The sequence below is a fragment of the Alcaligenes sp. HNGD-HTN06 genome (assembly GCF_049932565.1).
In the GTDB taxonomy this organism is placed as follows: domain Bacteria; phylum Pseudomonadota; class Gammaproteobacteria; order Burkholderiales; family Burkholderiaceae_B; genus Alcaligenes; species Alcaligenes ammonioxydans.
Genome location: NZ_CP187782.1, coordinates 1,617,660 through 1,631,345 on the forward strand (window position 1 = coordinate 1,617,660; position 13,686 = coordinate 1,631,345).

Here is a 13,686-nt window from a genome sequence, read left to right on the forward strand (position 1 = left end):
GTTGTGCCAGGAACGCGATTTGCCGGGGATGACAGTCAGCGTGGTGTATTACCACGTAGACAAGCATAAAGAGACCAGCATTTCCGAGTATCTGGAGCGCGCGGACCTGTGGGCCTTTTTTGAGCAGCAATGTCGCGCATATGTAGCGTGGGGGCAGCAGGAGCAAAAACACAGGCTGGCGCGCGATCAAGCTTGTACTGCTCTGCAATTTCCATTTGAACAGTTTCGTGCGGGTCAGCGGCAACTGGCTGTAGCTGCGTTCCGGGCGCAGCGCGATGCACAGTGCCTGTTAGCGCAAGCCCCCACGGGTATTGGCAAAACCTTGGCAGTCGTATTCCCGGGCCTGAAAGCCATGCCCGAGGCTGGTCTGGACAAGCTGTTTTATCTGACGGCTAAAAACTCGGGCCGGCAAATGGCGCTGGACGCCTTGCAGCGCTTAAGTCCGGATGGTGGGGGCGCGTGGCGGGTGCTGGAAATGGTGGCCCGCGACAAGCAGTGTCCCCATCCGGATAAAGCCTGCCATGGCCAATCCTGTCCCTTGGCCGAAGGCTTTTACGACCGGCTTCCCGCAGCCCGTCAGCAAGCTCTGGAGCAGCCCATGCTAACTAGCCAGCGCCTGCAGCAAGTGGCTAGCGAACACCAGGTCTGCCCCTATTACTTGAGCCAGGAAATGCTGCGTTGGGCGGACGCCATTGTGGGCGACTACAACTATTTTTTCGACTCACATGCGGTGCTCTATAGCCAGACCCTGGCCCAGCAATGGCGCAGCGCGATCTTGGTGGACGAGGCGCACAATCTGGTAGAACGTGCTCGTTCCATGTATTCCGCGTCCTTCTCGCAAGTGCAGTTGCGCATGGCACGTAAAGCCGCGCCTTCGGCCTTGAAGCGTCATTTCGCTCCATTGACTCGCTTGATGGAGGACCTGATACCCGAGGAAGGCGGTGACCAATGGGGGCTGGAAAAAATCCCGGAGGACTTGCTGGAGCAGTGCGAGTATCTGGCTGCCCGTTTAGGGGCCTACGTGGCGGAGAATCCTCTGCCGCAAGACAGCCCCTTGTTGCTGTTTTATTTCGAGCTACTGTATTTTGTGGACCTGGCCGGGCAGTTCGGCTCGCATTCCTTGTTTGATATTTTGGCGCAGCGCGATGGTGTACTTCTGAACCTGCGCAATATCGTGCCTGCTCCCTTTCTGGCCGAACGCTACGGCGATGCGCACGGCGTGGTGCTGTTCTCCGGCACGTTGAATCCTTCGCAGTTTTATCGTGATGTCTTGGGGCTGCCGCCCAGTACGGCAGAGTTGAACGTAGCATCTCCTTATCGAGCCGAGCAGTTGCGGGTACGTCAATATGCCGGTTTGTCCACGCGCTATGCCGACCGGGCGCAAAGCCTGAGCGGGGTGTGCGATATTGTCGGGCAGGCCTATCAGGAGCAGCCTGGCAACTATCTCTTGTTTTTGAGCAGCTTTGATTATCTGGAGCAGGTCAGCCAGGCCTTGCAGGAGCGCTGGCCGGATATGCCGCTTTGGCATCAGCAACCGGGTATGAGCGATCAGCAAAGAACGCAGTTTCTGGACCGCTTTACGCTGGACGGCAAGGGAGTGGGTTTGGCAGTGCTGGGGGGGGCGTTTTCAGAAGGGGTAGATTTACCCGGTAAACGCTTGATCGGTGCTTTTATTGCCACTTTGGGTTTGCCGCAATTCAACCCGGCCAATGAGTCGGTGCGGCAAGTCATGGCCCGGCTCTTTGGGGAGCGGCGGGCCTATGACTATACCTATCTGTATCCGGGACTACGCAAGATTACACAGGCCGCGGGTCGTGTGATTCGCGATGAACAGGATCAAGGCTTTGTGTATCTGCTGGACGAACGTTATGGGCAGCGGCGGGTGCAGCAGTTGTTGCCGGACTGGTGGCAAATTGAGCAGGTGCGGACTGACGCTCGTTCTGGGCAATCACCTCGGTAATGATCTGCGCAGTGGCGGCGGACAGGGTCCAGCCCAGGTGACCGTGGCCGGTGTTATAGTACACGCCAGGACGGCTGCCCGCTTTTACGCGCGGCATCATGTCCGGCATCATGGGGCGCAAACCTGCCCACGGTACGACACGGTCGGTAGCCGCGTCGTGGAAGTTGCGGCGTGTCCAGTTGGTCAGCGGGGCGATGCGATCGGCGCGTATGTCTTTGTTGGACCCGTTGTATTCCGCGGTGCCGGCCACACGCAGGCGGTCTTTGCCCAGGCGGCTGGTCACAATCTTGGCCTCTTCGTCCAGCAAACTGACCCAGGGGGCTGCATGTTGGGCTTCGGGCGTATCCAGGTACACCGAGATGGAGTAGCCCTTGACGGGATAAATATTGATGTAGTCGCCCAGCATACGGGCCAGGTGGCGGCTGCCTACGCCAGCGCACACGACCAGGGAGTCCACGGACAGCGTATGGGTGTGGGCATCTGCACCTTCGCCAGTACGGAGCTGGATACGGTGCGGTGGGCCGCAATCAATACCCAGGACTTCGGTATCCTGCAGAAACTTCACGCCGCGCTTGGCGCACGCATCGGCCAAGCCGCGGGTGTATTTGTGAATATCGCCGGTGGCGTCCGAGGGCGTGAAGAAACCGCCGTAATAGGTGCCTTGCAGAGCAGGTTCGATCTGATGGATTTCTTCGTTGGTAACGGTACGGCGTTCCAGACCGCCTTTTTGCAGTAGCTGGCTGACTTTTTTGCCAGACTCAAAGCCGCCGGGCGTGTGGTAAATATGCAAAATGCCGCGCTGCTCCAGGTCGAAATCAATATTTTCGTCCTTGGCCCACTGATACAAGTTTTCGCGAGCGGCAATGGCCAGCTTGACGGTCTCGATCGTGTTGCGCTCGTAACCGGAAATTGCCCCCACAAATTGGCCCATCCAGCTGTATTTGTGCCAGCTTGGCTTGGGGTTGAAGAGCAGTGGAGCGTCCTTGCGCATCATCCATTTCAAGCCTTTGAAAATGGTGCTGCGGCTGTTCCAGACCTCGGCATTGCAGGCGGAAAGCTGCCCGCCATTGGCAAAAGAAGTTTCCATCGCGGGGTAGCGAAGGCGGTCAATAACGGTGACTTGATAGCCCTTCAGACTAAGGGCGTAGGCGGTGGTGATTCCGGAAATACCGGCACCAATGACGGCAATATGCGACATAACAGGCTCCTGACAGGTGAATTACCACCGAGTAGTGGCAATACCCCATCTGTCCTGTGACCTGAGAGTTTATCCAACCTGTGCATCTGGCTGGGCTCCTTCGGTGGGCGTCAAACGCCGCTCTCCAGAGTGTCGGGCTGGTACGATCCTTTTGCCTGAGAGATTCCGGGGTGGTTGCTCCGTCGGCGCCTGACTGAACAGGTCTCTTTCATACCGCCTGTAGTGACGCGACTACAGTAGCCGCGCTTACAAAAGTTTGCAATCAGGGTAAACCGGGAGCTGTGGGGGGCGGCTCCCGGTTTGGAGCGATGGATCAGGAGGGGTAAATCCACAGTTTGGAGGGCGGCAATTGCAGATGATGCACGCCACTGGGCAGTGGTTCAGGTCCGAAAGCTCGCAGTGTGCCGGCAGTCGGGTCGGCCATGCGGAAAACGTGCTCCCACTTGTCGCCCAGATACATGCTGGTGGATAGCTGCAGTGGCAGCGTATCGGGGCCGGGCTGCGCATTCAGTTGCACTTGTTCGACGCGAATCACGGCGGTGGCGTGCTGGCCGGCGCTCAGAGGAGCGGCGGCATGGCCCCATAACTCCCAACCAGGGCCGCTAAGCCGAGTTTGTTGATCGCGTTGCTCGGTAACCTTGCCTTGCAGACGATTGTTCGAGCCCATGAACTCGGCGGTGTACAGGGTCTTGGGATTGCTGTAGACCTCTTGCGGGGTACCTTGTTGCTCGATTTCGCCACCATTCAGCAACAGGATCCGGTCCGAAATCGCCATGGCCTCCGCCTGGTCATGGGTTACCATCAAAGCGGACAGGCCCATTTTCACAATCAGTTCGCGCAGGAACACGCGGGCCTCTTCACGCAGCTTGGCATCCAGGTTGGACAGTGGCTCATCCAGCAAGATGACCGGGGGGTTGTAAATCAGCGCACGGGCAATGGCCACACGCTGCTGTTGCCCTCCAGACAGTTGGCTGGGGTAGCGCTCGCCCAGGCCTTTCAACCCCAATTGATCCAAAATGGCGTCCACCTTTTGGCGGCTTTGCGCCTTGGAGGTTTTGCGCAGCGTGAGCGGATAAGCCACATTGTCCTGCACGGTCATGTGCGGCCACAAGGCATAGGACTGGAAAACCAGGCCCAGATTGCGCGCCTCGGCGGGCAGGTCGATACGGTTTTGCGAGTCGTACAGCACGTTCTCATTGATGGCGATACGCCCTTGGGAGGGCTGTTCGAGCCCGGCAACCGCACGCAGCAAGGTGGTTTTGCCACTACCCGAGGCCCCCAGCAGGGAAACCACCTCACCTTTGTTCAGGCTCATGGACACGCCTTTCAGAACCGGGTTGCGGTCGTAGGCCAGATGAATGTTGTCTACAGTCAGCTCGGTCATCGTAGTTTTACTCCGAAGCGCAATGCGATGGTCAGGCCAATGACCACCAGAACGATATTGATAAAAGACAGGGCAGCTACAATGTCGATGGCGCCGGTCGCCCACAGTGAAACCAGCATGGAGCCAATGGTTTCCGTGCCCGGTGTGAGCAGGTACACGCCGGTAGAGTATTCCCGCTCAAAAATCAGGAACATCAATAACCAGGACCCGATCAGGCCGAACTTTGCCAGTGGTAAGGTGATTTGACGTGTTACCTGACCGGGACGCGCTCCCGTGCTGCGGGCGGCTTCTTCCAGCTCCGGACCCACTTGTAAAAGGGTGGAGGAGATCAGACGCAAGCCGTAAGCCATCCAGACCACGCTGTAGGCCAGCCAGACGCTGAAGATGGTGCTGCGCAGGGCGCGCAGCGGACTGACGAGCGTGCCTTGCAACCATTCCGCCATGGGCAGGACCGACAAGTAGCCGTTTTCCAGGGACTGATCCAGCCACATGGGCACGAACAGGAACATCCACAAAAAGGCCAGACCCGCCAGTAGACCGGGGACGGCACGGGGTACCAGAACGCTGTAGTCCAGAAAGCGGGTGATGCCGTCTGGCTTGCGGTGCATGGCCAGGCCAATGAAGGTGTAGCAGATGACGGCCAAGGCGCCGCCAAATACACCAATCGCCACTGAGTTCAGAATGGCGCGCAGCAGATTGGCTTGCCCAAACACTTGCCGGAAGGCATCCAGGGAGAGCACGTCCATCAGCGAGACGCCAATCCCCCAGTTGGACACAAAGGCGCGCAAGACTACGCCCACCACCGGGACAATGACGGTGAAGAACAACCACAGACCGACCAGTGTTGCAGCTGCCCAGCGCCAGCGACCCAGCGGCAAGGCACGCGCCTGGGAGGCTTTGCCCTTGACGGTTACGAAGCGGTTGGCGGTGCGCATCAGACGGCGTTGCAGCATCACGAGCGGGATAGTCATGGCAATCAGGACGACTGCCACAGCCGCCATCAGGTGGTAGGACGGAATGCCGAGCTTGTTGGTGAGCTTGTATAGATAGGTGGCCAGTACCAGGTGGCCTTCAGGGTCGCCGAGCACCAGCACCAGACCAAATACTTCCAGCCCCAGAAAAAAGAGCAGAACGCAGGCGTACAGGATGGCGGGACGCACCATGGGCAGGCTGACCGAGCGCATGACCTGCCAGGGGCTGGCACCGGCGCTGCGGGCGGCTTCTTCCACATCCGAGCCCATGCTGCGCAAGGCCGAGGAAATGTACAGATAGGCGTGGGGAACGTGCGTCAGACCGGCAATGATGACAATGCTGGTGAAAGAGTAAATGTTCCAGGGGACAAAGCCGATCAGCTCCAGCGTCCAGGTGGAGAAGAAACCGACGGGTCCGGCGGCAACAATATAGCCAAAGCCCAGCACCATGGGCGAGACGAAAATCGGGACCAGAATGAGCGGTTCAATCCAGGTACGGCCGGGTAAATCGGTACGTACCATCAGGAAGGCCAGGATGCCGCCCAAAGGAATCGAAATACCGGCCAGGCCAAAGGCCATGATGAAACCGCTCCCCAGTGCTTTGTAAAAGTCCGGGTCGTCGAAGATGAAACGGAAAGCATCCAGCCCCAGAGACTTGTCAGTCGCAAAAAAGGGGGCCGATAGCAGGCTTTGGATGATGATCAGGCTAAGCGGCACATAAATGGCCAATGCCGTGATCAGAACAACGACATGGCGTGGCCAGGCCTGCCACCGAAGGCGTAAGGCTTGCATGATAAGGATTCCAGGCGGTAAAAGGCAGGGTGACGGCCTCGGCCGTCACCCGGTTCACAGACGAGGTGTCTTATTTATTGGCCGCAGCGCGCCATTGCTTGATGAAGTCCAGGCGTTCCTTTTGCTTCAGGAAGTCCAGCAGCGACGAATCCACCGGGATGGGGGTCAGTTCTACCCCTGCCAATTTCTTGGTCAGGCCATCCACATCGTTGTCGCCTTCCACGTCAGAGCGGATCGAGGCCAGCTCGGATTGGTTCGCCAGAACATCCTGTCCGTCCTTGGATAACATGTAGTCCAGAAAGACACGGGCGGCATGGGGGTGTTGGGCCTTGTTGCTGATGAACGCCACGCGTGACAGGACCAGGGTGTAGTCCGAGGGGTACACAATACCGATGGCTTTATCCTTGGCGGCGCGGGTCTCCGCATATGAACCCAGCAGGTTGTAGCCAATCAGGTTTTCACCCGAGCTGACGCGCTCCATCATGGTGCCCGTCGAGGACTGCAGCACCAGATTGGCTGAACCTACGCCTTTGATGAAATCCCAGTAGCTCTGGCCTTTCTTGCTGTCTTGAGCGGCCAGCATATAGCCTACTGCAGATTTTTCAATGTCGTAGGTAGTGACCTTGTTGCGAAAGCGGTCCTTGTCGCTTTCCACCAGCTTGGCCAATTCTGCATGCGTCTTGGGTGCTTCTTCAGGCTTGATAAGACGGTTGTTGTAGATGAATACCGTCGGCTCGTAAGTGGTGCCAAACGCCTTGTTTTCCCATACGGCCCAACTGGGTAGGGCAGGGATTTCAGGGGAGTCGTAGCGGGCTGCGTAGTCGGTGGCCAGGCGCATAGCCGAGTCCATGGAGGAGCTCCACACAAGGTCGCCACTGTGGCTGCCCGAAGCCTGTTCGCTGATGTAGCGGTTGTACAGCTCGGTGCTGTTCATGTCGTGGTATTCGACTTTGATCTTGGGGTGGGCGGCCTCAAACGCGGCAATGAGCGGTGCGGCGGCTTTGGTGTCCGTGGTCGAGTAGACAATAACCTTGCCTTCTTTGTCCGCTGCTTGAGTCTGGTCGTCCTGAGCCCAGGCCGCTTGTCCGGCCAGCAGGCTGGCACTGAGTGACAGGGCGAGCAGGCTCAGGCGCTTAGGGGGGGTAAATGCTGACATTCGAGTCTCCTTGTTGTCAGAGTCCCGTCCTGTTGCGGGACTTCTTGGGTGATCGGTGTCATTGCATTGTCTGGACTCTAGCTGTCAGCATCCTGTCATTGGGGATGGGAAGGGGCTAGGGTCCTGCCGGCGTGTCGGTGACCAGACGTCGCCAGTTCTGCAGAAAACGGTGGCGGCGGGTGGGGTCCAGGCCCACTAACAAAGAGGGATTGAGAATAAGCGGTTGAATAATTCCAATTGATTGATTTTCAATGGTTTTTGTGAACCAGCTGCCCGTTTCCACGGCGTTGAGCGAGCCTAATCCGGCTGGGCCGGCGAGGGTTTGTTGGCCTTGGGGAGAGAGCAGGTAATCAATGAAAGCAGCGGCTAGATCGGGGCGGCGAGCTTGTTTATGAATCAGGGCGCTGCGGGTAAACACTGACACATAATCGCTGGGTACGACGATGGCAATGTCCGAGCCTGCTTTTTGCCGAGCCAGGGCATACGAGCCTAGTACGTTGTAGGCGACATCCAGGGTGCCATTGTCCAGATCATCCAAAATGGCACCGGTATTGGCATACAGACGGGTGCCGACACGGCCCAGGGCATTGGCCAAGCCCCAGAACGTGGAAGAGGTGCGTTCGTCGTACAGTGCAAACAGGTAGCCCACGCCACTGATCTGAATGTCATAGGTGCCCACCCGGCCCCTCAGACTGCCCTGGTTACGCTCCAGCAGCTTAAGCAGCGCTTCGCGAGAGGCCGGCAGCTCGTACGGTAAACGAGCCGGTGCGTAGGCGATGACGGCCGGCTCCAGCGTGAAGCCAAACACCTCATTGCGCCAACGTGCCCAGCCGGGCATGGTCTGGGTCAGACTGGATGTGTGCGCACGAGCATAGCCGTCGTTCGCCAGTTTGACCTGCATGTCCGCGGCCGAGCTGATCAGCAGATCCGTTTCAGGGAGGCTGCCTTGAGTGGTGTGCCGATACAGCGCGGTGGAATCCATCTCGTGATAAAGAATGCGTACGTGAGGCTGGATACGCTGAAAGTCCTGTACGAGCACTTCAAACAGTTCGGTGTCGGTAGGGCCAGCAATCACCAGCAAGGCCTGATCTTCCGGGCCAGGTGGACGGGGGGAGCGAGCCGGGTAGTCGTGACTGCGAATGCCCATATCGGGTTCCGCGGCGCTGGCGAGGGCGAAGGCTGGCTGGGGCTGGGCCAACATGCCCGTCATGATCAACGCTGCGATGAGCAGGGTCAGGGGGGGCGAGGGTCGGGGACTCTGGTAAAGGGTGGGGATTTCGATGCGGACTGTCAGACCCTGCGGGGTATGGTCACGCAAGAGCAACGTGCCTTGATGCGCTTGTACCACGGTGCGCACGATAGACAGCCCCAAGCCCGAACCGGGCCGCCCCTGGCTGCTGGGACCACGCTGAAAACGCTCCAGCAAACGGGTTTTGTCATCGTCACTGATGCCTGGGCCCAGGTCGGACACATCAAACACCACCCAACCGTTCGGGCGGGTGTAGATTCGCACGGAAACAGGCTCGTCGCTGTAGAGCATGGCGTTGTCGATCACATTGCGCAGCATCTCCCGCAAGGACACATGGTCGCCCAGGATTTGTGCTCGTCGAGCCGAGGGCGTGAGGTGAATGTACAGCCGGTGGGCCCGGTCGGGATCGACCCGGCCCTGGATTTCCTGAATCAACGGGGCCACATCTAAAGGCCGCATGGTGCTGCGGTCTAGGCGGTGGCTGACGGTGGCGTCCATCAGTAACTGGTTCAACAGATGGGTGGCATGCGTAGTGTTGTTCAGAATCCGTCGCAGGCGTGGCCTTAGGGTGTCAGAGCCGGGCTCATCCATCGCGAGCTGGGTTTGCAGATGGACTGCCGCCAAGGGAGTGCGAATCTGATGGGCCGCATCGGCCACCAGATTGTTCAGAGTACCAACCGCTGTTTGCAGGCGCTGCATGAAGGCATTGAGGGTATCGACCAGACGGCGAATCTCTTTGGGTACCGGCGTGTCGATGGGCTGCAAATTGTCGTGGGAGCGTTCTCGCAGTGCTGTTTCCAATTCGGCCAAGGGGGCGAACGCACGCCGAATCCCCAGGCTGGTAATCATCAGGGCCAGCAACATCAGACCGGTCAGGGACAGGGTGCTGCGACCCAGCAACTCATCGGCCAGCGCTTGTCGGGTGCCCAGGGTTTCAGCAACGCGGATGGTGATCCAGCCACGGCCCAGTGAATGCTGGCCTGTCAGCAAGCGTCCGATCGTGGCGACACGCACGGCAGTGCCGTGATAGGAAATGGTGTCGTAGCGCGGTTCGGAACTGGTGGCCGGCGGCAGGGTGTCTCCCAAGTCTGGATAGCCGGAAATCAGGCTATTGGCCGAGCGTACGCTGTAAAAAATATGTTCCTGTTCGGACAGCATGGCCATCGCCGAATAGGGCAGCTCCAGGGAAAGTTCACCCTCGTCAATTTGAATGGCATTGGCAATAGTCAGGGCGGCGGCGTTCAGGAGCCTGTCATAGGCGGAGTCGGCGGCACGCTGGGCATATTGTCGCGATGCCAGACCCAATGCCAGTAAGGCAGCGGCCAGCAAGCATACGGCCAGCGCCAGTACACGCTGCTGGATAGACAGGGTGCGGCGCATCAGCGGGCATCACCCAAGCTTGCCATATAGCCGGTGCCCCGCACCGTGTCGATGCGAATGGCACTATCGCTAAGCTTGCGCCGCAGACGAGAGACATGCAGCTCCACGGCATTGGGGCTGGAGTCTTCATCGAAGTTGAACAGCTGCATCATCAACCGTTCCTTGGTGACCACTTGTCCGGCACGACTCAGGAGCAACTCCAGCAAGCAGAATTCGCGCTGGCCAAACTCCACGGTCTGATCCCGGCTATTGATGCGTCGGGCGGCGATGTCAATGCTGACGTGTCCCAACTGCCAGATTTCTGCTTGCGTGGTGGCGGGCCGCCGCATCAGGGCACGCAGCCGTGCTTCCAGCTCGCGCAGATCGAAAGGTTTGACCAGATAATCGTCTGCTCCCAGGTCCAGCATGGACACACGATCTTCGATTTCTGAACGAGCCGTCATGACCAGCACGGGCAGGCTGGGTGTTTGCTGGCGCAGATGCCGCAAAATGCTGAAACCGTCCTGATCGGGCAGCATGATGTCCAAAAGCAGGACGTCCCAGTTATCCATTTCCAGATAGCGTAGGGCCAGCTCGCCAGTGTTGACCCACTCCACGCTATGACCGCCCGCGCTGAGCCGGCTGGCGATGGCTTCTCCCAAATCCTCATTGTCTTCGACCATGAGTAATCGCATATTGCCTCCATCCAATGGGCTCCTGTTCGTCGAGAAGCCTCTTTATTTATTTTTTTATTCTATCTCATGGAACTAAGGCTTCTAGTCCAGCCGAAAATGCGCGCCCAGACTGTGAGGGCGGGCCAGAGCCGCGTGGGCCAGCAACCAGGCGGTGTCCAGGTGCAGACTGCCAATGCGATGATCGACCGTGTCGGGCAGGCGGCGAATTTGCTCTCGCCAGTCGCTCAGGGTGTGGATGGCGTGCGCCAGACCCGCTCTATTGCGAAGCAGACCGACATGCTCTTGCATCAGGTTTTGCAAGGCAGGCAGGGTGGGGAACAGGGGTGTGGGTGGGCGATGCAGTGTTCCCTTGTCTTTGCAGGGAATGTTGTTGTTGTTGTTGTTGTTGTTGTTGTTGTTGTTGTTGTTGTTGTTGTTGTTGTTGTTGTCGCGTGCGGGCGCAGGGGTGTGCGGTGATCCTGCGAAGGTCGGTGCCGTTTTTGATCTTTCGTCCTCGGGAGTCAGGGCGGAACAATGAGCGGCCCGGCTCCCTTCGATGGCTTGCGCTGCTGCCCGCCCCATGACCACGCACTCCAGCAGCGAGTTGCTGGCCAAGCGGTTCGCCCCGTGCAAACCGGTGCAGGCCACTTCCCCTATCGCATACAGACCCGGAACGCTCGTGCGACCGAACAGGTCGGTTTGAATCCCTCCACAGCTGTAATGCGCTGCCGGCGCGACAGGTATCCAGTCCTGGCGTAAATCCAGGCCGCGGCGTAAACCTTCTTGCAAAGCCCGTGGGAAATACCGCTGCAACGTATCGGCACCCAGATGGCGCACATCCAGCCAGACGTGCGCACGGTCCTCTTGTTTCATTTGTGCTGCAATGGCTCGCGACACAATATCGCGGGGGGCCAGTTCGGCGCGGGAATCATAGTCCGGCATGAAGCGACGACCATGTGCATCCAGTAAATGGCCACCTTCACCCCGCAAGGCTTCGGTAAGCAGAAACGTCGGCCCTTGTGTGTACAGGCAGGTGGGATGGAACTGCACGAACTCCAGATCGCGGATTGCTGCGCCTATGCGCCAGGCCAAAGCCACGCCTTCACCTTTGGCGGTGTCGGGATTGGTGCTGTGGGCATACAGACTGCCGAGCCCGCCCGTGGCCAGCACCACATGGTCCGCTAGAATCGTTTCATGACGATGGGTTTGTTTGTCGTAAATATCAACCCCCGCTACACGACCGTGTTCATTCCGGCGCAAGGCCAATGCCAGGCAGTTTGTGCGTTGGAGCAGTTGTGTGGCTTGTTGTAGCTGGGGGTACAAGGCCTGCATGATGGCGTACCCACTGGCATCCGCCGCGTGCACGATACGTCGCTGGCTGTGCCCCCCTTCGCGGGTCAGGTGCAGTTGCCCGTCTGGTGTTCTGTCCAAAGGCACCTGGCGCTCCAGCAGCCACTGCACCGCTTGTGGCGCGGCTTGTAAGATGTTGCGCACAGCATCCGCATCGGAATGGTGGGCACCTGCCTGCAGGGTGTCCTCGATATGCAGCTCCACACTGTCCTGGGCGCTGAGTACGGCAGCCAGCCCCCCCAGCGCCATCGTGCTTGCGCTACACGGAGCCGCGCCACTGCTCAGCAACGTTGCCTTCATGGAGGCAGGCAGAGACAGAGCCAGACTGGTGCCAGCCAGGCCCGCCCCAATAATCAATACATCCGTCTTTGTGCTAAGGCGCGGCATCAGGCGGCCCCTACGTGCAGAAACTGCTGGCTGTGTTGGGCGAGATCAGCTCCTACACGCAGTGTTCTCTGATGAGCAGCTGCAAAGTCCATCATCCTTTGCAGGGAGCGTCGTGCGCCTTGCTGTAATGCGGGCTCGATTTGTATACCCGGGCCCGGCTCGCTCAAGCGTTGTTGCAGCGCTTGCAAACTGTTCAGCGCCATCCAGGGGCAATAGGCGCAGCTTTTGCAGGTGGCGCTTTCGCCTGCTGTAGGGGCGGCCAAAAAGGTTTTGCCTGGGGCCTGTTGACGCATGGCATGCAAAATGCCCTGATCGGTCGCCACGATAAAGGTGTCGGCAGGGTGGTTGACAGCGGCGCGCAGCAGTTGTGTGGTGGAACCAACCACATCGGCCAAGGCCACCACCGCAGCTGGCGATTCTGGATGGACCAGTACCTGAGCATGCGGATGCTCATTCATCAACGCTTTTAAGCCGTCGGCCTTGAACTCGTCGTGAACCAGACAGGAGCCTTGCCAGAGCAGCATGTCCGCTCCGGTCTGCTTCTGGATGTACGCACCTAAATGACGATCGGGCGCCCACACTATTTTTTTCCCTTGCGCATGCAGATGGCGCACGATGTCCAGTGCGATCGAGGACGTGACCACCCAGTCTGCCTGAGCTTTCACCGCCGCGCTGGTATTGGCATAGACAACCACCTCCCGGTCCGGGTGAGCGGCGCAAAACTGTTTGAAGTCTTGCGGGGCGCAGCCCAGATCCAGTGAGCAGGTGGCTTGATCGTGGACGGCCAGGACCCGTTTTTCCGGACTCAGGATTTTGGCGGACTCTGCCATGAAACCCACACCGGCTACCAGGACCGTGCTGGCTTTGTGCTCTTGTCCAAAGCGAGCCATTTCCAAGGAGTCGCCCACGCAGCCCCCGGTCTCCAGCGCCAGATCCTGAATATCGGGATCGGTGTAGTAATGGGCCACCAGCACCGCATCCTGGGCCTTCAGCTCCGTGGCCAAGACTTGTTTCAAAGCCGCTTTATCGTTTTGTGACTTGATCGGGGATGGGACTTCATGCCAGCCAATCTGACGGTTTAAGGCATCCTGTGAATCGGGCTGACAGACATCAATAGGGAAACGCTGAGTCATGAGTGTCCTTGATGCTCAAATTGAGCATAAATGATTTAAAAAAATGGCCGCGGTGAAACGTCGAGCGAAAAGG

General features: G+C 58.7%; 8 protein-coding genes, 1 pseudogene and 2 riboswitches. Of the genes and pseudogenes, 1 reads left to right on the forward strand and 8 read right to left on the reverse strand.

The features are described from left to right. Positions 1-475: 475 nt before the first annotated feature. Positions 476-1,852: pseudogene (locus tag ACOZ42_RS07335) on the forward strand (ATP-dependent DNA helicase); the annotation flags it as partial. Here the strand turns inward: ACOZ42_RS07335 and ACOZ42_RS07340 are convergent. The 8 genes from ACOZ42_RS07340 to nadA form a co-directional block, all read right to left on the reverse strand. Beyond that, positions 1,797-3,158, reverse strand: coding sequence for a D-amino acid dehydrogenase (locus tag ACOZ42_RS07340; RefSeq protein ID WP_081050014.1), 1,362 nt, complete (start codon positions 3,156-3,158; stop codon positions 1,797-1,799). The pseudogene ACOZ42_RS07335 and the gene ACOZ42_RS07340 overlap by 56 nt on opposite strands. A gap of 48 nt (positions 3,159-3,206) precedes the next feature. Continuing rightward, positions 3,207-3,287, reverse strand: a riboswitch (glycine riboswitch). A 4-nt stretch (positions 3,288-3,291) separates the two neighbouring features. Beyond that, a riboswitch (glycine riboswitch) is annotated at positions 3,292-3,379 on the reverse strand. A gap of 92 nt (positions 3,380-3,471) precedes the next feature. After that, positions 3,472-4,542: an ABC transporter ATP-binding protein gene (locus tag ACOZ42_RS07345; RefSeq protein WP_415302307.1), complete on the reverse strand. Its 1,071-nt coding sequence runs from the start codon at positions 4,540-4,542 to the stop codon at positions 3,472-3,474. Further along, positions 4,539-6,305: an ABC transporter permease gene (locus ACOZ42_RS07350; RefSeq protein WP_301607333.1), complete on the reverse strand. Its 1,767-nt coding sequence runs from the start codon at positions 6,303-6,305 to the stop codon at positions 4,539-4,541. The genes ACOZ42_RS07345 and ACOZ42_RS07350 overlap by 4 nt, the downstream gene beginning before the upstream one ends. Before the next feature lie 70 nt (positions 6,306-6,375). Then, complete coding sequence (locus ACOZ42_RS07355; protein ID WP_240208750.1) at positions 6,376-7,461, reverse strand: ABC transporter substrate-binding protein; 1,086 nt, start codon at positions 7,459-7,461, stop codon at positions 6,376-6,378. 115 nt (positions 7,462-7,576) lie between these two features. Next, positions 7,577-10,090 carry an extracellular solute-binding protein gene (locus ACOZ42_RS07360; RefSeq protein WP_426345760.1) on the reverse strand — a complete coding sequence of 838 codons (2,514 nt, stop codon included), beginning with the start codon at positions 10,088-10,090 and terminating at the stop codon, positions 7,577-7,579. Continuing rightward, complete coding sequence (locus ACOZ42_RS07365; protein WP_059317704.1) at positions 10,090-10,764, reverse strand: response regulator transcription factor; 675 nt, start codon at positions 10,762-10,764, stop codon at positions 10,090-10,092. The genes ACOZ42_RS07360 and ACOZ42_RS07365 overlap by 1 nt, the downstream gene beginning before the upstream one ends. An 81-nt stretch (positions 10,765-10,845) precedes the next feature. Further along, positions 10,846-12,480, reverse strand: a complete 1,635-nt coding sequence (gene nadB / locus ACOZ42_RS07370; protein WP_426345761.1) for an L-aspartate oxidase — start codon at positions 12,478-12,480, stop codon at positions 10,846-10,848. Next, the gene (nadA, locus tag ACOZ42_RS07375) at positions 12,480-13,613 is read right to left on the reverse strand and encodes a quinolinate synthase NadA (protein ID WP_131071666.1); all 1,134 of its coding nucleotides are present in this window, start codon (positions 13,611-13,613) and stop codon (positions 12,480-12,482) included. Before nadA ends, nadB begins: the two co-directional genes overlap by 1 nt. Positions 13,614-13,686 lie beyond the last annotated feature (73 nt).